This window comes from Vibrio sinaloensis (assembly GCF_023195835.1).
Lineage (GTDB): Bacteria > Pseudomonadota > Gammaproteobacteria > Enterobacterales > Vibrionaceae > Vibrio > Vibrio sinaloensis_C.
Genome location: NZ_CP096199.1, coordinates 1,652,665 through 1,676,991, shown reverse-complemented (window position 1 = coordinate 1,676,991; position 24,327 = coordinate 1,652,665). Strand labels below are relative to the sequence as shown.

The window sequence follows — 24,327 nt, the reverse complement described above, 5'->3', positions numbered from 1 at the left end:
GTCAACAGACCCTAGTAAACAGGACTTATCATGCAAGCACTTGAGACAAAAATCCCGCCGGTGGCACTGTTTGTGTTGTTTATTGTCGCAATCAATCAAATTAGCCACGAATTCTTGGCATTTCGCTACCCGTTACCATTGAGCAATATGGTATTTCTGCTCTGCTTTGTCGCCTCCGGTGTGGTAGGGCTAGCAGGGATCATAGAGTTTCGCCGCGCCAAAACCACAGTGAATCCGGTGAAAGTCCACTCGGCCTCAACCGTCGTCGATAGCGGCATTTTTGCCTACTCACGTAATCCAATGTATTTGGGGCTATTTTTGCTTATTTTTGGCTTTGCGTACTGGCAACAGAATATCTTGTCGATTGCTTTCAGTTTTGGTTTTGTGCTGTACATGAACCGTTTCCAAATCCAACCCGAAGAGCGAGCGCTGGAAACGTTATTCGGTGTTGAGTACAAAGATTACAAACAGCGAGTGAGGCGCTGGATATAAAAGGGATTAGCTCGTCAGACTAATAACGTGTTAATCCCACTAGTGGTTAGTTATATGCTCTAGCAAGAGTCCCTGTTTGACTAAGTTTGTAACACAGAGAATCGTTAGAAATGAATGCAGACTCGCCTTTGATCAAAGATATGCTGCTCTGTGGAGTCTCTATCAGCACTTCGCCGTCAAGGCAAAAAAGAACTTCTGCACTTCTTACATAGAGAGTTTGGGCACTCTCAGTTGAACTGACAATATCGAAGCAAAAGTCATCGACTGGAACTGGATAGCTCAACCTTGATGCCTTTTCCACCGGCGCCAGAATCAAACTGGATGTTGGCGTGCTAGTAAAGGTTACATTGTTGAGTAACTCTACTGTATCTATGTGCTTGGAAGTCAATCCTGCGCGTAAAACGTTGTCTGAGTTAGCCATGATCTCTAATGCCGTGCCTGACAGATACGCATGTGGCGTTTCTGCATGAAGGAACATAGCTTCTCCTGGAGCGAGTTCGATTATGTTGAGCAGAAGCGGTGCGAACAAACCAACATCATCTTGGTAGTGCTCAGATAGTTTTTTGATGGTGTGAAATGCTTCTCTTGCCAGTCGACTTTTGGCGGGCCGTGTCAGGGCAGAGTTTAGTTCTGCTAATGCCTGTTGTTTATCCTGTCCCGACAATGTCATGATGTGCTTGAAGAAGCCTTTCAAACCGCTCTCATTTGGCTGAGCGAGCAATGATTGCAATATTGTATTAATCGAATGGAGGTTGAGCTCTTTAAACAAAGAGATGATCTCTGAAATCGGTCTAAACCCATTCAGGGCAAGAAAAAAGGTCAGTGCGTAAACCAACTCTGGTTTGTGGTTGTCATCTTTATAGTTTCGGTTGCTGGCATCGATAGGAATTCCTAGCTGTTCTTCGCGCTGAAAGCCCTGCTCTGCCTTTGTTTTGCTAGGATGAACTTGGATAGAGAGTGGTGAATCGGCCGCGATGACTTTAAGTAGATATGGCAATTCGCCAAAACGCATTGCGGTGTAGCGTCCAAGCATGTTCGGAGTGTCTTCGACCACTAACTCACTCAACGCGATACCTTTGTCTGCGACTTTTGAACACCCTCTAGGATGAGTTCCCATCCACATTTCTGCTTGCGGTGAGTGTTGGGGGTTTTCGATATTAAACATCTCATTGAGAGAAGTGAGGCTACCCCAATCATAGGTTTGAATGACGTTGCTAAGCTTATATATCGACATGTTAAGTCTCTCTATTTCAATCGGTTAACCATTCGTAGTGAACGGCTAACCCTTGGCTTTAATTACTCTACATCCAGTAGCCATTTTTGAGCTGGAGTTAAGCGGCTAGCGGTATGCTCCGTGAGCCATTTTTGCTGGTCTTGTTGTGCTGCATCATCACGGTCGATATACAAACCATGCAGCACTCTGCGGCGTGTTCCCGCATAGTTTATGGTTCCACCATGCCAGGTGTGAGCGTTGAAAATCATCACGCTGCCCGCTGGGCACTCTAGATAGATTTCGTCTGGATGGGCCCCTTCGACATCTTCCAAGACCTCTTCAGGTAACTCTGGTCGTAGGTGAGTGCCGGGGATAATTCGCGGTGCACCATTCTCACGAGTTAGGTCGTCAATCGCCCAAATAGAGTTAACTAAGTGAACTTTAGGAAAGTCAGGACGTGGTTTCTTCCAATCAGCATGCAGCGGTTGATGACCACAGTCAGGATGCGCTTCGCGCGCGTTGAGGCTAGATATTTTAAAAGCGCCACCAAAGATGTGTTTACAGGCAGCGAGAGCAAGCGGGTGTGCCCAGACCTTTTCCCACACGGTGCCTTTATTGATCAGGTTCGCGACTCTTGTTACGCCTTCCTCTTGGTGATGTTCGATCGCCAAGTTTTCGCCTTCTCGTTCAACGAGCATGTCGATAGTTCGACGCATCTCTTCAAGCCAATCTTCATCGACTACGTTGTGAATGACGGTGAAACCTAGGGTGTCTAGCTCGTAGATCATCTGTGGAGACAGTTCAAGATCTGCACCGAGCGCGTTTAAATGCGTTTGAGCGATTTGTGTCATGTAGGGTACCTTTTAATATTATTTTTAGTGCTGACTTCAACCACCAAAATAATGGACATTACGCGTTTTATAAGTAGGGGAATTGTTCGAAATACTGGATATTTGTTGACTATTGAACAAAGTGTGATTTAACACATATCCTTAAGGTTATTGCTCGAATATCTTGTTGGAGGTTAATAGCTACAATGCTTTAAGGCTCAATTACCCTATATTTGGGTGGAATGAAAACTCATACAGATAATCAACCATGCTAGACAAAACATATTTACTAGAAGCACTTGAATATTATGCGAAACAGACGGAAGCGATCAGCGATGTCTACTTTGCTGGCAATCTGCCCAAACCTCCGCCTTTGGCTTATCAGGTTCACTTTCCTCGTGTAGAAATGGTGTTGGTGGGCGAGTTGGATATGGAAGTAGGCAATAGCATGGGTGTTGATACTCAGTACACGCTAAAACAGGGTGGTGTGTTGTACCTACCCGCAGAAAGCTGGAATAAGCCTTTGTGGAACAAGCCTGTCGTGACTCTAACGGTAATGGCGGGCAAGCAGAGCTTTGGTATGAGTTTATTGAGTTGGGATGGTGAACAATTTGACTCAGCGATCAAAGAGAGTGTCCTTCGTCGCGGCCCTCGTATCGGTACCTTTATCCTTAATGCTATCGAAGAGTTGATCAAGCAACCCGAAAGTCAGGGCACTAAGCGTTTATTGGTGGGTTCACTGTTTAGCCATATTCTTGATCTGATTGAACGCCCGGTTGAGACACCATCTAAAAGCCATGCGCTATTTGAAGCGGTGAGGGAACATCTTGAGCAACACTATCATGAGTCTTTGACGCGTGAGTCGGTGGCTCAGCATTTTTATGTCTCACCGAACTATTTGTCTCAGTTGTTTCAGAAAGAGGGGCAACTTAAGTTCAACGAATATTTAAACCATGTCCGTTTAGAGCGCGCCAAGTACTTGTTGATTGAATACGATATGAAGGTGAAAGAGGTCGCGCATCGCTGCGGGTTTAAGGATAGTAACTATTTTTGTCGAGTGTTTAGAAATCAAACTGCACGCTCACCGTCGGAGTATCGCGCGCAGTATCTAAGTACAAGTCCCACGCCTGCAGATTAGAGGATAAGCTCTGCATTAGGTGGTGCGTTGCGTATTTTTTCAATCGCCTGAAGGACTTCGATGCTATTTTTCAAAAAATGCGCAATGGAACAACGCACAATCCGTGTTTGGCTGAATCGTTCGACACCGTCAATATTGATATCGGCAATAATGACCGCAACATCGGCTTCTGCGATATCAGACTCATCAAGTTGGTTCTCGCTACCCAGTGCTCCTTGAGTTTCAACTGAGATCTTATATCCCGCTTTTTTACAGGCTTTTTCTAGTGCTTCGGCAGCCATGTAGGTGTGTGCTACGCCACTGATGCACGCAGTAACTCCAACGATTTTCATAATGCGGTCTGTTTTCTAGTGATAAGGTAATGCCCAGTGATTGTAATATCATTGGGCATGCGATTGGTTTTAATTTTTGGGTTTTGATATCCAGCGACCAAAACTAAGAACTAGATCACACTATAGTACGTCTAGCACCGTGGTATCTTTCCCATAAACCTCTTCCCAATCTGCAACAAAGCCTGCAACACCCGAGTCTGTCAGTGGATGAACCAACAGTTGGTCAAATACGTCTGGTGCAATCGTTACAGAGTGTGCGCCTACTAGAGACAATTGATGAACTTGCTGCACGTTTTTAAATGATGCACCGAGAACTTTGGCATTCAAGTCATAAGTGTCGATCAGTGCCACCATCTCAGCCGCGACATTCACACCATCGCTACAGATGTTGTCTAGACGGTTTACGTAAGGAGCTAGAAACTCTGCGCCAGCAACCGCTGCCATTAGCGCTTGCTGAGGCGTAAGAATAGCCGTTGCGGTGATACGAATGCCCTCTGCGTGGATAAGTTTCATCGCTTTGATGCCCTGAGGAGTTGCTGGCACTTTTACGATGATGTTGTTATCAAACGTTTTCAGAGCTTTAGCTTCTTCAAGCATTGTCTCTGCGTCTTTACCCATCACCTGGGCATGTAGCATACGCTCTTCACCAATACACTCACGGATATCCAAAAGGATCTCTTTGAGAGGGCGGTTCTCTTTAGCGATAATGGATGGGTTAGTCGTTACCCCAGCCAAAGGGTAAAGATCGACCGCTTTGCGAATTGCTTTAAGGTCTGCGGTATCTAGCATGTAAATCATGGTATTGCTCCTAAATTGGGCTAGGCTACGCGCCGCGCAGCCAAACAAATTTAAACAAAGTAAAATTCTTTCAAGCACTGGGTAATTGCCTCTTTACTCTCGGTAAAGGCTACCCCTTGGTCGGCGAGTTTGCTTGTGTCTAAACGTACATCACGTGTTTTGGGTGCATCCGCGGCTTCTAACAGTTCATTTAAGCGCTCTTGTTGGCCTAGCTCTGTGAGAATGTGCTCTGCAATCTCATAACGGCTTGCTGGGTTATGTGCACCTGTGTGGTAGGTACCGTAAGGAATCGTGAAGATCTTCGGGAACTGCTCGATAAGCTCGTGTACGTAAGTTAGACCACGGAATTCATTGCGACGTTCTTGCATCACCTGCCCGTTAATTAGCGCTTGTAGTGTGTTCCAAACCACGTTCGGGTTGATGGTTGTGTTACGTTCAGGAAGGCCAAATAGCCAGGTAAAGCGCAGTACCCACATCTCGTCGAGAATACTTGCTAGCTCCTTCTCTGCCTCTAGTTTGTTCTGACCGTACACGGTATCTGGCACTGGTTGGTCTAATTCGCTGTATGGACCTTTCTCGGGGTTACCGTTAAACACTTGCTCTGTAGAGATAAACACCAGTTTGGCACCGTGCTCTTTACACGCTTTTGCTACGTTGATCGCGCCTTGAACATTGACCTTGTGTGCGACATCAGGATGTTTGTTACAGAAGTCTGTCACCGCAATCGCCGCAGCGTGGATTACGTAATCTGGTTGGAAGTCAGCAAAAGTAGCGACAACCGCTTGGTTGTCTGTGATATCGAGCTGTTCAACGTCTAGGCCAAGGATTTCAAACTCGCCTTGGTAGCGGTTAATAAAACGAGTGCCGAAGAAGCCGTTTGCGCCAGTAATGAGTATTTTCTTAGTCATATTTATCCTCCAATGATGACGTGGTAGCCTTGTGCCGCAACGTGTTGGCGTATGCTTTCCACCTCTGTTTTACTCGGAACCGGAACGTCTTCGAGTAGATACTCCATCCCCAAGGTTTGGTATTTGTTTGCGCCATATTGATGAAATGGCAGCAAATGAATTTCGTTAAGATTGAACGGGCGTAAGAAGTTGAGCACCCGGTCAGTGTTAATGAGGTCTAGGGTGTAACCTGGGATAAGGGGTAGGCGAGGGACGACGTTCGTCCCTTGTTCTACCAATTGGCGGAAGTTGTTTAAAACCAGTTCCAGATTAATCCCAATCACGGTTTTGGCCCGTTGTGGGTCCATGATTTTAAAGTCGAACAGCACTTCATCACACGACTGACCAATTTTAAGCAGTTGCTTCGTGTTACCGTGTCCCGAGGTTTCAATAGCGGTTCTAAATCCCATAGCCTTCAATTTGCTGAGTAACTCAATAGCAAACTTAGGCTGAGTTAACACTTCGCCACCTGACAAAGTAATGCCGCCATTTGAAGTGTTGAAGAAAACGTCATCTTTGGTCACCTCAGCAATCACTTCATCCAAGGTCATATTTGTCCCGACTTGCTCCCAAGCGCCACTTGGACACTCATCGACATCCATGGCACAGGTTTCACAATCAATACACTTGGATGTTCGGCGCAGGTAAGTGGTCCGGTGCGAACGCGATTCTGGGTTAGCACACCATGGGCAGCTTAATGGGCAGCCTTTAAAGAACACGACGGTACGGATACCAGTGCCGTCGTGTAGCGAGTAGCGCTGGATATTGAATATCCGGCCGCTGCTCGCTTGATCGTTTGGTTCTGAATTACAGCTCATGTGCGGTTCGGCGAATGATGTCATCTTGAATCTCTTTCGATAATTCAACAAAGAATGCGCTGTAGCCCGCGACACGAACCACCAGGCCCGCGTAATCTTCAGGTTTTTGCTGCGCTGCTTTTAGCGTTTCCGCATTGAGCACGTTGAACTGAACGTGTTGAAGTTTTAGCTTCATAAACGCGCGCAAGAAGTCAGACAGTTTGCTTAGTCCCGTTTGACCTTCTAGGGTGGCAGGCGTGAACTTAACGTTGAGTAGGCTGCCGTTCGAAAGTAGGTAATTGTCTAGTTTGCTTACTGATTTCAGTACTGCCGTAGGGCCAAGTTGATCCTTACCCAGCATAGGTGACAGGCCGCCATCTGCGAGTTGTTCTCCAGCTAAACGGCCATCTGCAGTCGCGCCAACAACAGCACCTAGCGGTACGTGCGCTGAAACGGTGTAAGAGCCCGGAGTAAACTGACCACCGCGCGGGTTGTCATACTTCTCTACCTCTTTACAGAAAAGGCGTAGAAGCTCAGCACCTAGGTTGTCAACCTCATCAATATCGTTGCCATACTTCTCGTACTTGTTCATTAGGCGAGTGCGAATCTTGTCACCTTCAGGAACATCGAAGTTGGCGTTTAGCACGTCGATAAATTGAGCAAAACTCAGACGTTGCTCTTCAAAAACAAAGCGTTTTAATGCTTGTAGTGAATCTGATAGGTTGGCAATACCAATACCTTGCACACCAGAGAAGTTATAGCGCGCGCCGCCGTAAGTGATGTCTTTGCCGTTCTCGATACAGTCGCGAATGAATGATGATAGTAGAGGCACTGGAGCCCAGTCACGGTGGCCAACATCACAGATGTTTGAGCCTTCGACCATGAGTTTTACGTAGTGTTTGATGTCAGTGCGAATCTGCTCAACCAAGTTATCAAAGCTGATATCTGGATTATCCTGATTGCGCTGCATGGTGAGTTCCATCACTTTGAGCAGGTTGAACATCGCGATGTCATGCAGGCCGTAAGTCTTACCTGGGATAGATAATTCAACGCAACCAACAACTGAGTAATCACGCGAGTCTTCCAGTGAAACACCACGGTTCAAGAAGGCAGGAACGACGACTTCATCGTTGAAGATTTGCGGGATACCGGTACCTAAACGAATGGTTTCAGCAGTTTTCATTAAGAAGCCACGGTCAATGAACTCATTAACACGTACACCAAGGTTTGGTTGTGGTAGCTGTACGCTTTGATATGCGTCTAAACATAGGCTAGATAGTGGGTTAACCGCACTTTTACCTGTGTCAGTTAGTCCGCCAAGTAAGATGGTGTAACCGGTAGGGAAACCTGCGAAGAACTTAGCACTGCCAGAAGAGCGTAGCAGAACGATATCGTTGGTTTTAATCCATAGACTTTCTAATAGCTCTTTTAGGAATGCCGGAGATTCTCCTGCATCAATAGATGCTTGATAGAACGGCATCATGTACTGGTCAAAGCGACCTAAAGATAGAGAACTTGCATTAGATTCGTATTGCAGAACAATGTTCATGTACCAAAATAGCTGACAGGCCTCGTAGAAACCTTGCGGCTTCCTGGTAGCGATTTTCTGAGAAATATTAGCGATCTTAACGAGTTCTGCTTTGCGCTCCACATCATCACACGCTTCTGCCATGTTCTGCGCAAGATCAGCGTATCGATAGATATGACGAATAGAGGCTTCCAGCAATAGCACCACAGATTGATAGAACTCATTGTCTGGGTTACTTAACGCTAGGCCTTGCATCTCATCCAGCAGTGAACCTAAGCCGTGTTCTAGCAAACGATCAAAGTCTATGATGATATGGCCTTGGCCTTTATCTGTTTGGTTGACGCTAAAGATTTTTTGCGCCACGGCATCTTTAACTTCAGATGGGATTTGCGAGTTGATGAAATCTTTCATTGAACGTTCTGACCAGTAAGCCAGTAGCTCGTCACGGTAAACGGCTTTATCTTGTTCTGAGATAAAAAACTTATCTTGAGGGCGAGTAGCGAAGATATCGAGCTCTTTCTCAATCCAGTATGGGTCCATCTCTGGAGAGGCAATACCTGCACGTGCTTTCACTGTTCGGTTACCGGCAATCAACTCATCTTCACGGATAGAAATTTCGACATTATCGAGAACATAAGCGGTGGCTTTTGCACGACGAATAAGCGTGTGTTCACCTTCGGTTGTTTTATGACTTTGTGTGTAAAGCAATGCGCGCTCAAGTGAGATTTCACGTTGTGATTCAAACAGTGCTGACTTGAGGCGTTCAATTCTTGGGGTGCTCATTTGCGTGGCTCCTTGCATTACCAGTAATACGGTTGTTGAGCGTTTTGGTGTTTTGAATATTTATAACGAAGTCACCGTGTGCGGATGTCTCAGCGTCGGTCACTTTGGTATCATTACTCGTTGGTGTTAGACCTCCCCTCCAAGGAGGAGGGGAGTGAGCCTTTAGAGGAAAGTGCTTAATGTCCTATTAAGCCGTTACATTTGCTAGATGAGCTTCAATCTTATCCATTACTGCTGCAGCTCGCTTAACTGCGTCGCTAACACCGATACTCACCACTGTCTTACCTTCAAAGCGTTCGCTATTTTTGATGTCTATGTCTTTAGTTAAGATAACCACGTCAGCGGCTTCAATGGCTGCAGCAGTCAATTCGTTTTCGATACCGATAGAGCCTTGAGTTTCCACTTCACATGTCCAGCCTTTTGCTTTTGCTGCTGCGTCGATCGCTTCTGCTGCCATGTACGTATGTGCTACACCTGATGGGCACGCTGTTACTGCTACGATACTAGTCATAATTAATTTCCTTAAATTTCAGTCTGGAGGGCAAGGCGCTAAGTAAAAGAGAGCGCGCCTTGCAAGTTTTGTTTTGAGTTTTGATAGGATTGGGTAATTAACCGATTTTGATATCTAGGTCTAAGTCGTTAGATTCTTCTTTTGACTCTTCAAGCACCGGGCGACGTGCCTTTAGGAAGTTAACCAATAGCGCAGTGACGATTGAACCGACGGCTAGCGCTGCAATAAATCCGACGCGACCTTCAACAACGGGTAGAACAATTAGGCCACCCCAAGCTGCGTAGCTCTCCACACCGATTACTGCTGCCGTTACTGCACCTGCTGCGGTACCGATCATGATTGATGGGATAACACGTAGTGGGTCGCCGGCGGCGAATGGGATTGCACCTTCAGTGATACCCATAGTACCCATTAGGATTGATGCGCGACCTGCTTCTTGCTCACTTGAGTCGTAGAGTTTCTTGTTGATGAAGGTTGCTAAGCCCATACCGATAGAAGGAACCGCTACGGCTACTGAAGAGATACCCGCGACGTTGTAGATGCCTTCGCCGACACACAAGATAACGAATGCATAAGCGACTTTGTTGACCGGCCCACCCATATCGAAAGCGATCATACAACCCATGATGATAGCAAGTACCACGATGCTTTCATTCTGCATGCTCTTTAGGAAGTCAGTTAGCGAAGCTGTTGCTGCACCAATTGGCTCACCAATACCCCATACAATAGCGCCTGCTGTAATAAAGGTACCTATGATTGGAATAACAAAGATAGGCATGATGGAGCGAGCAAAAGCGGGTACTTTTATCTTCTTCAAGTAGAAGACGACGATACCACCAAGTAGACCTGCGAAGATCGCACCGAAGAAGCCAGTGTTGTACATGTTAGCGCCAATAAAAGCGGCGATGGCAGAAGGAGCTAGCGCTGAACGGTCTGCGATGGAGTAGCCGATATAAGCAGCTAGGATTGGCACCATGAGTTGGAAACCCGCCACACCGATGAAGAATAGATCGTGTAACCATGTCCCTTCTTCTGGAACGGCACCTTCACCATACATCATAACTGACGCAGCAAGTAGGATACCGCCAGCTACCACAAATGGGATCATATGAGATACACCAGTCATCAGATGTCTTCTGGTGTCCTTCAAAATTGTGATTAAATCATTCATAGACCTCTCCTTGGGTCAAATTGCATATATAGAATCTGTTTCACGTTGGTTTAGCTGCCCGGGCTTTGAATCTAATATAGTGAGCATTTGTGCTGTCTAGTTAGAGGATTTTTATGCTATTTACTGGATAATTGTTAGAGTGCAGGCAAAATTTGATCTCCATCTACATTTTTGTCCAGATTAGCGTTAAATGGTCTTCTCGTGGGTTATATTCTTATAAAACAAAAGCTTAAGTGTTGTCTTTTTTGTTTCTCTAGTACTTAAAGTGTACTGGCTCACAAAAGAGATAGTAAATTTGATTTCGTTCACACTTAATCTTTGATATTACAAAAATCCAGTATTTAGTATTTTTGTCCAATGGCTGGAGTGTGATGATTTGTTATTGTTGTTACATCAACTCGGGCCTATCGCCTAGCAGTACAAGGACAATATGTAATGAAAACTTTTTCTTTCTCTTGCGAGCTACCAAATGGTGTTCATGCTCGTCCAGCGAGTCATGTCGAAGCGCTTTGCAATCAATTTTCTTCTGACATTACTTGGCAAAATAAACGCACAGGTATGAGTGGTAACGCCAAAAGCGTTCTTTCCCTTATCGGTACGGATACGCTGCTTGGTGATGAGTGTTTAATTACCATTGATGGCCAAGATGAAGAGTCTGCCATTAACCAGCTTAAACAGTTCATCGTTAACGAGTTCCCACACTGTGACGCTCCGCTACAAAACAATGAGAGTGCTGACGATGCTGAACTAGCACCGCTACCGCGTAACTTCTCTAATCTAGAAGTGGCAAATGAGCGTGGCCGTGCAGTGAGTGAAGGTATTGGTCGCGGTGCCCTTACTATTATGGGGGCGGTTAACTTCGACAATCTAGACAATCTTCCACCTGCGTTAGCGCTCAGTGAAGAACAACTGCAAATGCAAAATGGGTTGGAGTCAGTAATTAAATCGATTTCAATTCAACTCAAAGCCGCTGAGCATACCGAAGGGGAAGTGCTAAAAGCTCACCTTTCAATCGCTAAAGACGAAGAGTTTCAGCAAACCACCAAAGGTAACTTGATCGAAGGTCAAAGCTGTGCGGATGCCATCATCGCGACAGCAAAACACTTTGGTGAGATGATGAAGAACTCGTCTAGCAGCTACATGCGTGAGCGTGAGTTAGACATTCGCGATGTTTGCTATCAATTACTGCAAAGCATTTATGGTGACGAGCGATTTGCTAGCCAAACTCAGCTTAATGAGCCAACAGTATGTTTAGCTGACGACCTAACGCCAAGTCAGTTCCTCGAGCTAGACAAATCCCTGCTTAAAGGCTTGATTCTATCTCACGGCGGCAGCACTTCGCACACTGTTATCTTGGCGCGCTCTTTTGCTATCCCAACGATTGTCGGTTTAGATGCGGCTAAGTTAGGTGAGTTTATGGGTAAACAGGTGATTGTGGATGGTCACTTAGGTGCGGTAGTGACAGATATTACTGAAGCGGTAGAGCGTTATTATGCTCAAGAGCAAAAAGTAAAAGAGATTGTGGCGACACGCCAAGCCAAATACCGCGACTTAGCAGCAACAACGGCCGATGGCAAAGTGTTAGAAGTAGCAGCGAACATAGCTCACTCAGTAGAGGCGCCACAAGCCTTTGCTCACGGGGCGGAAGCGGTAGGTCTGTTCCGTACAGAGATGCTCTACATGGACAGAACATCTGCACCAGATGAGAACGAACTGTACAACATCTTCTGTCAGGCTTGTGAGGCGGCGAATGGCAAATCTATCATTATCCGTACCATTGATATTGGTGGCGATAAGCCAGTGGATTACCTCAATATCCCAGCTGAAAATAACCCATTCTTAGGTTACCGTGCGGTTCGTATCTACCCTGAGTTTATTGAAATGTTCAAGACTCAGCTGCGTGCCATCTTACGCGCTTCGGCTCACGGCAACTTGAAGATTATGATTCCAATGATCTCGTCAATGGAAGAGATACTTTGGGTGAAAGATGTCCTAGCAGAAGTGCGCCAAGAGCTGCGCAAAGAAGACGTTCCTTTTGCCGAGCGCGTGCCACTGGGCATAATGCTTGAAGTTCCTTCCGTCGCTTTCATTATTGACCAGTGCTGTGAAGAGATCGATTTCTTCTCGATTGGTTCAAACGACCTGACTCAATACCTAATGGCGGTTGACCGTGACAACGCTAAAGTTGCCAAAAACTACAACAGCTTGAACCCTGCATTCTTGCGCACCCTTGACCATGTAGTACGTGAAGTACATCGTCATGGTAAGTGGATTGGCCTTTGTGGCGAGCTAGGTGCGAAAGGTTCCGTTCTGCCGCTATTGGTTGGCTTAGGCTTGGATGAAATCAGTATGAGTGCGCCAAGTATAGCAGCAACTAAAGAGCGAATTTCTAAGCTTGATAGTCGTGAATGTCGCCAACTGCTTAACCGCGCTATGGAGTGTCGCACTGTTCAGGAAGTTGAGCATGTTCTCGCCCAGTTCCGCATGACTCAAACCGAGGCGCCTATGGTGTCGAAAGACTGCATCAGCCTTGATCGAGATTTGCGTAGTAAAGAAGAAGTGATTAAGACGCTCGCAGACAACTTGTTTATTACTGGCCGTTGTCGTTATCCGAATAAATTGGCTGACGACTTATGGGCTCGTGAGGATGTGTTCTCTACTGGGTTAGGGTTTGGTTTTGCGATTCCTCACACCAAGAGTGAGCACATTGAGCAGTCTGCAATTAGCGTGTGTCGTTTAGCGAAACCAATTGCTTGGGGCGATGAAGAAGCACAGTTCATCATCATGCTGACTCTGAACAAACACGCTGCTGGTGACCAACATATGAAGATTTTCTCTAAACTTGCGCGCAAAATCATGCATGCAGACTTTAGGGAGCAGTTAATGACTGCAAGCAGTGATACTCAAGTTGAAGCACTGTTGAAACAAGAGCTTGAGCTCGCATAAGTTACCCCCGTTTATGCTTTGGCTGTGGCGCTCTCCGGAGTCACAGCCTTTTTTATAAGGATCATTTGATGGAAACAATTAAAGTCGGTTTAGTTGGCTTCGGTATATCGGGGCAGTGTTTTCAAGCGCCAATTATCAGCGATTGTCCACAGTACGACCTTAAGGCGGTTGTCTCTAGCGACGAACAAAAAGTAAAAGCCCAACTTCCGAATGCAGAGGTTTATCCGAACCTCGAAACTATGCTTGAACGCGCCGACATTGAACTTGTCGTGGTCTCGACACCTAATCATTTGCATGTGCCGCAGGCTATGGCATCACTGCAGGCGGGCAAGCATGTAGTGGTAGAAAAGCCGTTTTCCGTGTCATACCAAGAGGGTAAAGCGCTTTTGGATATTCAGACTACCTCGGGCAAGGTACTGACGGTTTATCAAAGTCGTCGTTTTGATGGCGACTTTATCACTATCAAAAAACTGATTAGTGAAGGCAAGCTCGAAGGTATTCATACTTTTTATTCCAGTTACAACCGATATCGCCCAGAGGTGAAAGTTCGTTGGCGAGAACAAGACGTTCCTGGTGCCGGCATTCTTTATGATTTAGGCGCGCACTTAATCGATCAATCCATCGCGCTGTTTGGCACCCCAGATGAAGTGACAGGCATATTGCGTAATCAGAGGACGGGAGCAGAGGCTGTCGACCACTTTCATTTAGTGCTCCACTATCCAGAGTGCGAAGTGATTGTCCATGGCAACTGTTTGAGCACGACAGAAGGGCCAAGATTCCAGATTTTTGCCCACAATGGCAGCTTGATTAAATATGGTATGGATAGCCAAGAGGACTTCCTGCGCGAGAAGAAAGGCCCCAGAACTCCAGGTTGGGGTAGCGAAAGCGAAGATCTTTATGGCCAGTATACAGATGTAAATGGCGTCCAGAGTCGTGTTACGACTGAGCTTGGTTGCTATCAAAACTTCTATCATCAATTGGCTAAGTCTATTCGCCACGGTCATCCTGAGCCCGTTCCTGCGCAAGAAGCTTTGAGTGTTATTGCAGTGATTGAAGCAGCTTATTTAAGTGCTAAAGAGAAGCGTCGAGTGAAATTACAGGAGCTACTATGATTACCGATCTAAACCAACTATTGGCGCAAGAAGCTGAACTGCAGTTCGAAGCGTTTAACAACCAAACGGCCTGGGAACTGGGCAGCTTGATCAAAAGGCGTGCTGAGACGAAACAGGTTAATGTGGCTATCGAGATCGTCCGTAACAGCCATCGCTTGTTTAGTTTTGCCATGCCTGACACGGCTCGTGACAATCAATGTTGGATTGAGCGCAAGCGCAATGTGGTCGACCGTTACGGGCATAGCTCATGGTATATGGGCCAGTACTACAAGGCAAAAGGTAAAACCATTGAACAAGCGTCCTTAGTGGATGGCAAAGAGTTTGCTCCCTACGGTGGTAGTTTTCCCTTGATTATTCGAGGCGTAGGTGTAGTTGGTTCTATCTCCGTGTCTGGCCTTCCTCAGTATGAAGATCACAAGTTGGTGGTAGATACCATTACTGAGTATCTCGCAGGTGAAAGGGTGTAACCATGGACATATTACAAAGGGCACGTGATGTAATCGCTCAAGAAGCGGCCGCCATTGCGAGTATCGAAGTCGATGACAACTACGAGAAGGTGGCAAAGCTAATCCTAGAGTGTGACAGTAAAGTCATTACCACAGGGATAGGTAAGGCGGGGTTGATTGCGAAAAAGATGGCCGCGACGTTAAGTTCCACGGGTAGTCCGGCTGTGTTCCTTCACGCAGCGGAAGCCGCTCATGGTGATCTTGGTATCGTAAACAGTAACGATATCCTAGTCGCCTGTTCAACTAGTGGTAAATCGCGAGAGGTGATTGAGATCTTAGAGCTCGCTCGCCACCTTGGCGTCCGACATATCGTTGGTATTACTTCGCATCCAGATTCAGAACTTAGAGAGCATTGTGAGTATGTGCTAAACATGGGCCAGCACAAAGAGGCGTGTCACCTAAACTTAGCACCAACAACCACAATCGCGGTAATGCTGGCGATTTGCGATGCGATTTCAGTGTCTATTTCACAAGTAAAAGGGTTCACCAAACAAGAGTACGGCCTCAGGCACCACGGCGGTTATTTAGGAAGAGCCTCGCGAACCAATAATAGTTGATTGCGTGATATCTCAATATTAGCAAAGACGCACATTATTCTAGTTTATCGAACATCTAGCCTACATATCGCAGTTGGTTGATAACTTAATCTATTAAAAATCCATAACCGTTCATGCTTTAGGGCGCTTGCCCCTTGAGGTTGAGATTCCGAAACCAAGTATATTGCATAAAAGGAGGGCGATGTGAATCCGATAAAATGGGTTAGCGTGACTCTAAATCCCGCGATAGATCTGTCAGCTGAAGCGGAAGATTTTGCGGTGAATCAAGTGAATATCGTCAAAGAGCAGTACCGCTACGCCGCCGGCAAAGGGATAAATGTTGCAAAGGTGATGTCAGATCTTGGCGCATCAGTCACTTTGACAGGGTTCCTTGGTCACAACAATCAAGAGTTGTTCGATGAGATGTTTGACGCTAGTGACCTAGATGCGCAGTTTGTCAGCGTGGATGGCACCAATCGTACCAATATCAAAGTCCACGCCAGTAACGGCGAAACAACCGACATTAATTTTGGTGGTTTTTCCGTATTGCCAGATGATATCGATCGGCTTCATCGCAAGCTTTTAGAGCTGGAAAAAGACCATGATGGTTATATTTTCGCCGGTAGTCTGCCTGAAAACATGGATGAAAGCGTTGTAACTAGTTGGATGCAAGAACTAAAACAGCTCGGCAAGAAGGTCGTTCTTGATAGCAGCAAAGCCATGCTGAAACAGGGGGTTTTTGCCCTACCTTGGTTGATTAAGCCCAACGAGAACGAGGCATCTGAGCTTCTTGGACGTCCTGTAGAATCAATCGAAGATGGTGTTACGGCGGCCAAGGAGTTGGTAGAGCTTGGTATTGATAATGTTTTAATTTCGATGGGTGAGAAAGGGCTAATTTGGGCGACTGAAACCGAAGTTTTAGTTGCGACTCCTCCAAAAGTCGAACTCGTCAGTACTGTTGGGGCTGGTGATTCAGTGGTCGCTGGATTCTGTTGGGCGAGTCAGTTTGACAACCCACACCGGCAGATTGTTAGTGCGACCGCGATAGGAACTTTGGCGGTTTCTCAAGTAGGGGTTGGTGTTGTCTCGATGAGTTTATTTGATCAAATGATCAAGCAAATTCTTGTGCGACCCTAAGTGTTGTAAATGACAGATGGGGCTGAGTATGAGATTAAGTGACCTCGCTAAGTTAGCTGGTGTGTCCAAAACGACGGTGAGTTACATATTGAGCGGCAAAGGTGACCAATATCGAATTAGTTTATCCACCCAGAACAAAGTATTGGCACTAGCCGAGCAGCATGACTACTCACCACACATGGCTGCTAAAGCACTGCGTGAAGGGAGCAGTCGATTGATTGGCGTTGTGTTACCAAACCTTCAAGAGTCCAATACGGTGCAGTTTCTGACAAAAATTGAGAAGCTTTGTCGCGAGATAGACTTTCGTTTGTTAATCAGTTGCAGTGACTCGTCAAAGGGACGCGCCCAAGCGTTGTTTAGCGAGATGCTAAGTCAAGTTGACATCGCAATCATGTATGGCCAATGCCAGGAAACGCTTGACCAATTCGACGCTGTTCATGTGCAGTATGCAAAAGTGGATAAACAAATCATGGCAAAGGTAGAAGCCGCTATCTATGGCGTCGAACAAGGAGGATAAGTAGCGACGCTAGTTTTCCTGTCATTATCAACTACCATTTAATCGAACGATTCAAAACGTAAACAAAAGAGGCTTCTTATGGTTGCCTTTTCCTACAACAATAAGCGGAGTTGGGTGTGTCTTAGTTGCCTACGACTCCACATAAGGGGCTAACATTGAATTTAACTGTCATTAGTCGCACCATATTGGGTTTTAGTATTGTTGTTGTCTTGATGACACTACTCGCGGGCATGGGATTTTATGCTCAGAAACAGTCTTCAAGTGCCTACAAGGATACCGCGGAAACGCTGATTCCTATTATGGAGCGCAGCTTCCAACTAGCAATCATCGCGCAAAACGTGAATAAGGCGGTGAGTCAGCACGCCAGTGCACTCGATACGTCGCAGAGACGTGCACTAGAGCAAGAATTTGATGCGGCCGTTAAACAATACACTGAACTGCGCACAGAACTAAGCAAATCACTTTCTGGGCGAGCAGAGTTAACAGGTCTTTTGCAGCGAGCTGATCAAACCTTTTCTCAAGCTTTTTTATTAGGTCAGCAGCAGATTGCCGCGCAAAATGAGTTGGTGAGAACTAAAGACGTTTCACGTGCTGAGATACAAAACTACACCGCAAGATGGATTACTTTTGCTGACGAGCGAGATGCTGCGGTATTGCTCGCAACCAAACTTGGTTTAGTCGAAAACTTTGCGGTTTCCGTTATTGCAGACAGCCTTACTCTGGCGCAAACCACGCTTGGTGGTGTCAGTAACATCGAAAACTTGGCGCTTTTAAACAACATTAAGCAAAAGCTATCTCAAAGTGCGCTCAAGACCGTATCACGTATCGACAAACTGGCGGGTATGGCACCTGATTCAGCAGAAAAGCTTAAGCCCTTCGTCGATTTTCTTAACTATTCGGTCAATGATGAACGTGGCTACCTATCGCTTCAAATCAAGCTTGTGTCACTAGGTGAACAGATTAACCGCAACCTTGCTGACATGGGTTCACTGGTGAATAGCGGTGCAGATACACTTGATGAGCTATCTCAGTCTATCGATGCACTTGTGGCAACGACGAACCAACAAGTCGAGAGCGCTGCAGAGTCGAATATCCTGATGACATCGATATTGTTTATTGTTGCGATTGTGGTCAGCGTACTGATTGTACTGACCCAAATCCGCAGCATTAGAACGCCGCTAAAAAGTATCACCAATGCTCTGTCTGCGCTCAGTGATGGCCATCTAGACCAGCATATTGATCTAAAGAAAAAGGACGAGTTTGGCGAGATCGCTGGTGGCATCAACGAGCTGGCCGACAAACTGGGTGGTGTGCTCTCTCAACTGAAGGAGAGCTCAAGTACCCTCTCTCATTCAACTCAAGGTGCACTCGACGTTACGGTGAAATCTGAAGAAATGTTGGAAAATCAAAAATTTCAAACTAGTTCAGTGGCGACAGCGGTCACCGAGATGGAATCGGCGGTGTATGAAGTGGCGAGAAACGCAGAATCTTCGCTTGGTCAAGTGTTAGCGATTCGAGAGCTGGCTTCGACGGGTAAGTCCAAGATGGACATGTCGATTAACTCGATCAATGAACTCGATTCAGACATCAAATCTGCGGCTGAAACCATTGGTAAGATGAAGCAAGAGTCAGAAAACATTGAGGGAATATTGGAGGTGATTACTGGTATCGCCGAACAAACCAATCTACTCGCACTGAATGCGGCGATTGAAGCGGCTCGCGCAGGAGAACAAGGTCGAGGGTTTGCAGTGGTCGCGGATGAGGTAAGGAACCTCGCCAGTAAGACGCAAAACTCCACCGAAGAAATCTATCGTATGATTCAATCGTTACAGAAAATTTCTGTATCGTCGGTTGATATTATGCACAAAAACAGCGAAACCGCTAAGCAGGTGGTGGATAACTCACAGCAAGCCGCGAGTTCGTTATTTGAAATCTCAACGGCGATCGATTCTGTTGCCAATATGAGTGAACAAATCGCTTCAGCAGCGCAAGAGCAGTCGCATGTTTCCAAAGAGATCACAGAAAATGTGGTTTCGATTTCAGATGCAGCAGAGGAGATACACCAGCTATCGCGAGGTAATCGACAAACCTTTGCAGACTTAATGTCGCTTTCAGATCAGCAAGCGAAAATCACAGAACAGTTCAAGATGTAGGGGAAAGACAATGAAGAAACTCGCACTCACATTATGTCTATGTTCTGGATTTGCATACGCTAACTCTTCTGTTGAAGTACTGCATGGTTGGTCTTCTGGCGGTGAAGCTGCGGCAGTAGAAGTGTTGAAGGACAACCTGCTTGAACAGGGTATTGAATGGAATGACCTAAAAATTGCTGGGGCTGCTGGGGCCAACGCTCAGAACTATCTCAGGGTGAGAGCGGCATTTGGCAATCCACCAACCGCGGTGCAAATGGGCGGAACCAAGCTGACGGAGTGGGCCTCTGAAGGGGTTATGGCTAACATCAACAGAGTCGCGCAGCAGGGTAACTGGGATCAAATTGTGCCTCCGGCGCTGCAAAGATTCTCTAAGTATGAGGGACAATGGGTCGCATCCCCCGTTGGTGTGCACAGAACCAACTGGATTTGGGCCAACAAGCAGATATTTGATGAGCTAGATATTGAGGTTCCAAAAACCTTCGAAGAGTTGATGGCGGCCGCCAGACTAATTGATGCCTTTGGCTATGTTGCCTTCGCAGGTGGTGGTCAAACTTGGCAAGAGGTGACGATTTTCGACAGTGCGGTCGTCAGTGCTGGTGGCTTAAATTTCTATCGCAAAGCTTTTGGTGATCTTGATTACAACAGCTTAAATAGCGCCACAATGGCACGCGCTTTTGAACAACTGCGTGAATATCGAGCATACGTAGACGCTGATTACCCAGGGCGAGATTGGAATAAAGCCACTGCTATGGTGATGAATGGTGATGCCGCGATGCAAATCATGGGCGATTGGGCTAAAGGCGAGTTCATTAATAATGGCAAAGTGCCGAACCAAGATTTCTTGTGTTTCCAGTATCCAGGTACGGAAGGGACGTTCGTGTTCAACTCAGACCAATTTGGCATGTTTGACGTCTCTTCAGAAAAGAAAAGCGCTCAAGACAGTATGGCAAAAGCGGTGATGGACCCAGGGTTTCAAGCCAAGTTCAATCAAGTAAAAGGCTCTGTACCACCGAACTTAGAAGTGAGTGATGAAGGGTTTGACGCGTGTGCGAAAAAGTCGATGGCAGACTTAAAACAAGCGGTCAGACAAGACTCTATGGTAGGTAGCATCGCCCATGGTCACATGGTATCGAGTGAAGTTCAAAGTGCCATTTACTTGGTGGTCGGTGAGTTTATGGACTCTAATATGAGCGCTCAAGAGGCATCTAGGGTACTTGCGGACTCCATTGCTTTCTTAAAGTAACGTGTGAGTCATTACTCAATAAAAAAGGCATCCTCGGATGCCTTTTGGGTGAGTGTTAGACTTTTCTCGTTCAGAGAAGCTCTAAGCCTAGATCGCTAAGTCGTCAATAACTTGATCGTCAACCAGATTCGCTAGGGTGACTTTTAGCTTAGGTGTGCGCTCCATTTCTCGCTTGATGGCGAAGTTAGCCTCTTCATTGCGAGCCCAGCTACGTCTGGCGATGCCGTTGTTGACATCGAATAGCAGCATGGATTGAAGTTTGCGCTCGGCATCACTGCTGCCATCGAGCAGCATACCGAAGCCACCGTTGATGACTTCGCCCCAGCCTACGCCACCACCATTATGGATGGATACCCAAGTCGCACCGCGGAAGCTGTCACCAATCACATTGTGAATCGCCATGTCAGCAGTAAAGCGACTGCCGTCATAGATATTTGACGTCTCTCTAAATGGAGAGTCGGTGCCACTGACATCATGGTGATCGCGTCCTAACACAACAGGGCCAATTTCTCCGCGTTGAATCGCGTCGTTAAAGGCTTTGGCGATCTCCATTCTACCTTGTGCATCGGCGTACAGTATTCTTGCTTGAGAGCCTACGACCAACTTGTTGGCTTTCGCATCATTGATCCAAGTAATGTTGTCTTGCATCTGTTGCTGAATCTCAGCAGGGGAGCTTTGCATGATCTTGTTTAAGACTTGCGCAGCAATTTCATCTGTTTTGTCGAGGTCTTCCGGTTTACCCGAAGTACAAACCCAGCGGAATGGACCAAAACCATAGTCAAAGCACATCGGCCCCAAGATATCCTGCACGTATGAAGGGTATTTAAAATCAATGCCGTTTTCTGCCATAACATCCGCGCCTGCACGTGAGGCTTCTAATAGGAAGGCATTACCATAGTCAAAGAAGTAGGTTCCTTTCTCACTATGCTTGTTGACGGCAGCAGCATGGCGTCTTAATGTCGCTTGCACTTTTTCTTTGAATACGTCCGGCGCTTCTCGAATCAATCGATTAGACTCTTCGTAGCTGATATCGACAGGGTAGTAGCCGCCAGACCAAGGGTTATGCAGTGACGTTTGGTCTGAGCCTAAATGAACAAAAATCTCTTCTTCTAAGAACGACTCCCAAACCTCAACCACATTACCAATGTAGGCAATAGAGACCACCTCTTCATTGGCTTGTGCGACTTTCACGCGCTCAATCAGCTCCGGCATATTGTCTATCAGCTCATCCACCCAACCTTGCTGATGACGCTTAGTCGCGGCATTAGGGTTAACTTCGGCGCAGACGGTAATACAATTGGCAATGTTACCTGCTTTGGGTTGGGCGCCGCTCATGCCCCCTAAACCAGCGGTCAAGAAGATTTTGCCTTTGGCTTGTTCGCCCGGTTTAAGCACCTTACGGAAGGCGTTCATCACGGTGATCGTGGTGCCATGCACAATGCCTTGTGGGCCGATGTACATAAATGAACCTGCGGTCATTTGACCATATTGAGTCACGCCTAACGCATTGAATTTTTCCCAATCGTCTGGCTTAGAATAGTTCGGGATCATCATGCCATTGGTCACCACAACCCGAGGCGCTTCTGGCGAAGAAGGGAAAAGCCCCATCGGATGCCCTGAGTAGAGGTGCAAGGTTTGATCGCTCTCCATCTCACTGAGGTATTTCATTGCCAACAGGTATTGTGCCCAGTTTTGAAAAACCGCGCCATTGCCACCATAAGTGATCAGTTCTTCAGGGTGCTGGGCAACGGCTGGATCAAGGTTGTTGTCAATCATCAACATAATAGCGGCAGCTTGCTGGCACTTTGCTGGATAGTCGGTGATTGCGCGTGCTTTCATTAAGTAATTCGGCTTAAAGCGATACATGTATATGCGGCCAAAGTCATTAAGCTCTTGCGCAAATTCCTGTGCCAGCTCTTGATGCCAGGCTTTTGGAAAGTATCTAAGGGCATTGCGAATCGCGAGTTGCTTCTCTTCTTTACTGAGAATATCTTTACGCTTTGGCGCACGGTTAACGTTCACTGGGTAAGGTTTTGCCGGTGGCAGTTGATCAGGAATGCCCTGTCTAATTTGTTCTTGAAAGTTAAGTTCAACAGTCATCGTTTTCTCCAAAATTAAGCGTCAAAACTCACAGTGAAAGCTTGGGATTTCACTAGTTCCACCATCGCGTCGATATCTGGTTTTAGTAATCTATCTTCTTCGAGTTTGGCGACTTTAGAGCGGATCAATTCGAAGTTTTGCTCAATAAGATCAGAGCAACGGTTAGGTCTTCTAAATTCCAGTGCTTGTGCGGCGTACATAAGCTCAATGGCAAAAATTTTGTCCAAGTTGCCTAGGATTTGATTGAGTTTTCGACCTGAAATACTGCCCATCGACACATGATCTTCTTGGCCCATTGAGGTAGGCACGCTATCCGCCGAAGGTGGGAAGCAGAGTGATTTGTTTTCTGTGACGAGCGCTGCTGTGGCATATTGCGGGATCATCATGCCTGAATTGAGGCCGCCCGCGACAGTCAGTAGGCGTGGCAAGCCATGCAATCCTTCTAAGAGAAGGTAACAACGACGGTCCGCTATATTGCCTAGTTCGGCAGCCGCGATCGCCGCATAATCGAGAACCATAGCTAATGGTTGGCCATGGAAGCTACCGCCTGAAATCGCCTCTTCGCTACTGATAACAATCGGGTTATCGGTCACTGAGTTCATCTCGATTTCAACCATCTCTTTTAAGTGGTAGTAAGCATTACGAGACGCACCGTGAACTTGGGGAATACAACGCAGTGAATACGGGTCTTGCACACGACCACAGTTATTGTGAGATGCCATGTTCTGAGAGTCTTTGAGCAATCTTCTCATGCGCGCCGCAACTTCTAAGTTGCCAACAAAAGCACGCGTTTGGTGTAACTCGTCTCTGAACGGAGACTCACTACCTTGCATACCTTCAAGGCTCATCGCACCAGCAACATCGGCAAGATCAAGCAGGTAACGCATTTTAGTAAGTGCAGTAATGGCATGGGATAGAATAAACTGAGTCCCATTAATTAACGCCAAGCCTTCTTTTGCATGTAGCTCCAGTGGCTCTAACCCATGAGCCTCTAGTAAAGTCTTGGCTGGCACGGTTTGGTTATCCTGCCAGAATTCACCTTCGCCAATCAGTGGCAAAAACAGGTGTGATAGAGGGGCTAAATCGCCTGACGCGCCGACGGAGCCCTGCTCCGGTACCACTGGAATCAGGTCCAGTTTGAGGAACGTCAGCATTCGTTCGACCACTTCCAAACGGATACCTGAGAAACCTTGGCTAAGGGCGTGAACTTTGGTGATGAGCATCAACTTAGAAATCGCTTTGTCGATCGGGTTGCCGACACCAACCGCATGGGTAATAAGCAGATTCTTTTGTAATAAATGCGTTTCTTCGGGTGATATTTGCGTGTCGCACAGCGGCCCAAAACCGGTATTAATGCCATACACAGCTTTATCTGAGCTGGCCATCTTATCGACATTGGCACGGCTGACATTAATTATTGCTATGGCTTCAGAGCAAAGTTTTGCTTCAATGTGTCCATTCGCGATGCCGTTTACAATATCAAGATCTAAACGATCAACACCGTATCTAAACGTCATTTTGTTCTCCTAACTAGGTT

Annotated in this window: 21 protein-coding genes; 10 read left to right on the top strand and 11 right to left on the bottom strand. The window is 46.5% G+C overall.

The genetic code is table 11. The annotated features are described in order from the left end of the window. Window positions 1-30: 30 nt before the first annotated feature. A complete protein-coding gene (locus tag MTO69_RS07575; protein WP_248327997.1) occupies window positions 31-492 on the top strand; it encodes a methyltransferase family protein in 462 nt (153 codons plus the stop codon). A 46-nt stretch (window positions 493-538) separates the two neighbouring features. On the opposite strand, the gene manA is transcribed toward MTO69_RS07575, so the two are convergent. Beyond that, window positions 539-1,726 carry a mannose-6-phosphate isomerase, class I gene (gene manA, locus MTO69_RS07570; RefSeq protein ID WP_248327995.1) on the bottom strand — a complete coding sequence of 396 codons (1,188 nt, stop codon included), beginning with the start codon at window positions 1,724-1,726 and terminating at the stop codon, window positions 539-541. Window positions 1,727-1,788: 62 nt separating this feature from the next. Further along, window positions 1,789-2,556: a phytanoyl-CoA dioxygenase family protein gene (locus tag MTO69_RS07565; protein WP_248327993.1), complete on the bottom strand. Its 768-nt coding sequence runs from the start codon at window positions 2,554-2,556 to the stop codon at window positions 1,789-1,791. Window positions 2,557-2,803: 247 nt separating this feature from the next. On the opposite strand from MTO69_RS07565, the gene MTO69_RS07560 reads away from it, so the two are divergent. Next, window positions 2,804-3,673, top strand: coding sequence for a helix-turn-helix domain-containing protein (locus MTO69_RS07560; RefSeq protein ID WP_248327991.1), 870 nt, complete (start codon window positions 2,804-2,806; stop codon window positions 3,671-3,673). Here MTO69_RS07560 and MTO69_RS07555 read toward each other — a convergent pair. The 7 genes from MTO69_RS07555 to MTO69_RS07525 all read right to left on the bottom strand — a co-directional run bounded on the left by MTO69_RS07555 (window position 3,670) and on the right by MTO69_RS07525 (window position 10,540). Further along, window positions 3,670-4,005: a PTS fructose transporter subunit IIB gene (locus tag MTO69_RS07555; RefSeq protein WP_348983330.1), complete on the bottom strand. Its 336-nt coding sequence runs from the start codon at window positions 4,003-4,005 to the stop codon at window positions 3,670-3,672. The genes MTO69_RS07560 and MTO69_RS07555 overlap by 4 nt on opposite strands. Window positions 4,006-4,125: 120 nt before the next feature. Continuing rightward, window positions 4,126-4,803 (bottom strand): transaldolase family protein, encoded by a 678-nt coding sequence (locus tag MTO69_RS07550; protein WP_248327989.1) that lies wholly within the window; start codon window positions 4,801-4,803, stop codon window positions 4,126-4,128. A 50-nt stretch (window positions 4,804-4,853) separates the two neighbouring features. Next, complete coding sequence (locus MTO69_RS07545; protein ID WP_248327987.1) at window positions 4,854-5,711, bottom strand: SDR family oxidoreductase; 858 nt, start codon at window positions 5,709-5,711, stop codon at window positions 4,854-4,856. A 2-nt stretch (window positions 5,712-5,713) separates the two neighbouring features. After that, complete coding sequence (locus MTO69_RS07540; protein ID WP_248327985.1) at window positions 5,714-6,592, bottom strand: [formate-C-acetyltransferase]-activating enzyme; 879 nt, start codon at window positions 6,590-6,592, stop codon at window positions 5,714-5,716. Beyond that, on the bottom strand, window positions 6,558-8,858 hold the full coding sequence (locus MTO69_RS07535; RefSeq protein ID WP_248327983.1) for a formate C-acetyltransferase: 2,301 nt from the start codon (window positions 8,856-8,858) through the stop codon (window positions 6,558-6,560). The genes MTO69_RS07540 and MTO69_RS07535 overlap by 35 nt, the downstream gene beginning before the upstream one ends. Window positions 8,859-9,045: 187 nt before the next feature. Further along, window positions 9,046-9,369: a PTS fructose-like transporter subunit IIB gene (locus MTO69_RS07530; RefSeq protein ID WP_014232156.1), complete on the bottom strand. Its 324-nt coding sequence runs from the start codon at window positions 9,367-9,369 to the stop codon at window positions 9,046-9,048. A 97-nt stretch (window positions 9,370-9,466) separates the two neighbouring features. Further along, a complete protein-coding gene (locus tag MTO69_RS07525; RefSeq protein WP_248327981.1) occupies window positions 9,467-10,540 on the bottom strand; it encodes a PTS fructose transporter subunit EIIC in 1,074 nt (357 codons plus the stop codon). A 435-nt stretch (window positions 10,541-10,975) separates the two neighbouring features. On the opposite strand from MTO69_RS07525, the gene ptsP reads away from it, so the two are divergent. The 8 genes from ptsP (at window position 10,976) to MTO69_RS07485 (ending at window position 20,690) form a co-directional block, all read left to right on the top strand. Next, window positions 10,976-13,486: a phosphoenolpyruvate--protein phosphotransferase gene (gene ptsP, locus MTO69_RS07520; protein ID WP_248327979.1), complete on the top strand. Its 2,511-nt coding sequence runs from the start codon at window positions 10,976-10,978 to the stop codon at window positions 13,484-13,486. 68 nt (window positions 13,487-13,554) lie between these two features. Next, entirely contained in the window at window positions 13,555-14,598 is a 1,044-nt protein-coding gene (locus tag MTO69_RS07515) for a Gfo/Idh/MocA family oxidoreductase (RefSeq protein ID WP_248327977.1), read from the top strand. Then, on the top strand, window positions 14,595-15,065 hold the full coding sequence (locus MTO69_RS07510) for a heme-degrading domain-containing protein (RefSeq protein WP_248327975.1): 471 nt from the start codon (window positions 14,595-14,597) through the stop codon (window positions 15,063-15,065). The genes MTO69_RS07515 and MTO69_RS07510 overlap by 4 nt, the downstream gene beginning before the upstream one ends. Window positions 15,066-15,067: 2 nt before the next feature. Next, window positions 15,068-15,661, top strand: a complete 594-nt coding sequence (locus MTO69_RS07505) for a KpsF/GutQ family sugar-phosphate isomerase (protein WP_248327973.1) — start codon at window positions 15,068-15,070, stop codon at window positions 15,659-15,661. A 183-nt stretch (window positions 15,662-15,844) separates the two neighbouring features. Next, a complete protein-coding gene (gene pfkB / locus MTO69_RS07500; RefSeq protein WP_248327971.1) occupies window positions 15,845-16,777 on the top strand; it encodes a 1-phosphofructokinase in 933 nt (310 codons plus the stop codon). A gap of 28 nt (window positions 16,778-16,805) precedes the next feature. Continuing rightward, the gene (locus MTO69_RS07495) at window positions 16,806-17,294 is read left to right on the top strand and encodes a LacI family DNA-binding transcriptional regulator (protein ID WP_248327969.1); all 489 of its coding nucleotides are present in this window, start codon (window positions 16,806-16,808) and stop codon (window positions 17,292-17,294) included. Between the two features lie 155 nt (window positions 17,295-17,449). After that, window positions 17,450-19,447, top strand: a complete 1,998-nt coding sequence (locus MTO69_RS07490) for a methyl-accepting chemotaxis protein (RefSeq protein ID WP_248327967.1) — start codon at window positions 17,450-17,452, stop codon at window positions 19,445-19,447. A gap of 10 nt (window positions 19,448-19,457) precedes the next feature. Continuing rightward, window positions 19,458-20,690, top strand: a complete 1,233-nt coding sequence (locus tag MTO69_RS07485; RefSeq protein ID WP_248327965.1) for an ABC transporter substrate-binding protein — start codon at window positions 19,458-19,460, stop codon at window positions 20,688-20,690. A gap of 87 nt (window positions 20,691-20,777) precedes the next feature. On the opposite strand, the gene MTO69_RS07480 is transcribed toward MTO69_RS07485, so the two are convergent. Together MTO69_RS07480 and hutH are read right to left on the bottom strand one after the other, a co-directional pair. Then, window positions 20,778-22,790 carry a urocanate hydratase gene (locus tag MTO69_RS07480; protein WP_248327963.1) on the bottom strand — a complete coding sequence of 671 codons (2,013 nt, stop codon included), beginning with the start codon at window positions 22,788-22,790 and terminating at the stop codon, window positions 20,778-20,780. 14 nt (window positions 22,791-22,804) lie between these two features. Beyond that, the gene (gene hutH / locus MTO69_RS07475) at window positions 22,805-24,307 is read right to left on the bottom strand and encodes a histidine ammonia-lyase (RefSeq protein WP_248327961.1); all 1,503 of its coding nucleotides are present in this window, start codon (window positions 24,305-24,307) and stop codon (window positions 22,805-22,807) included. Window positions 24,308-24,327 lie beyond the last annotated feature (20 nt).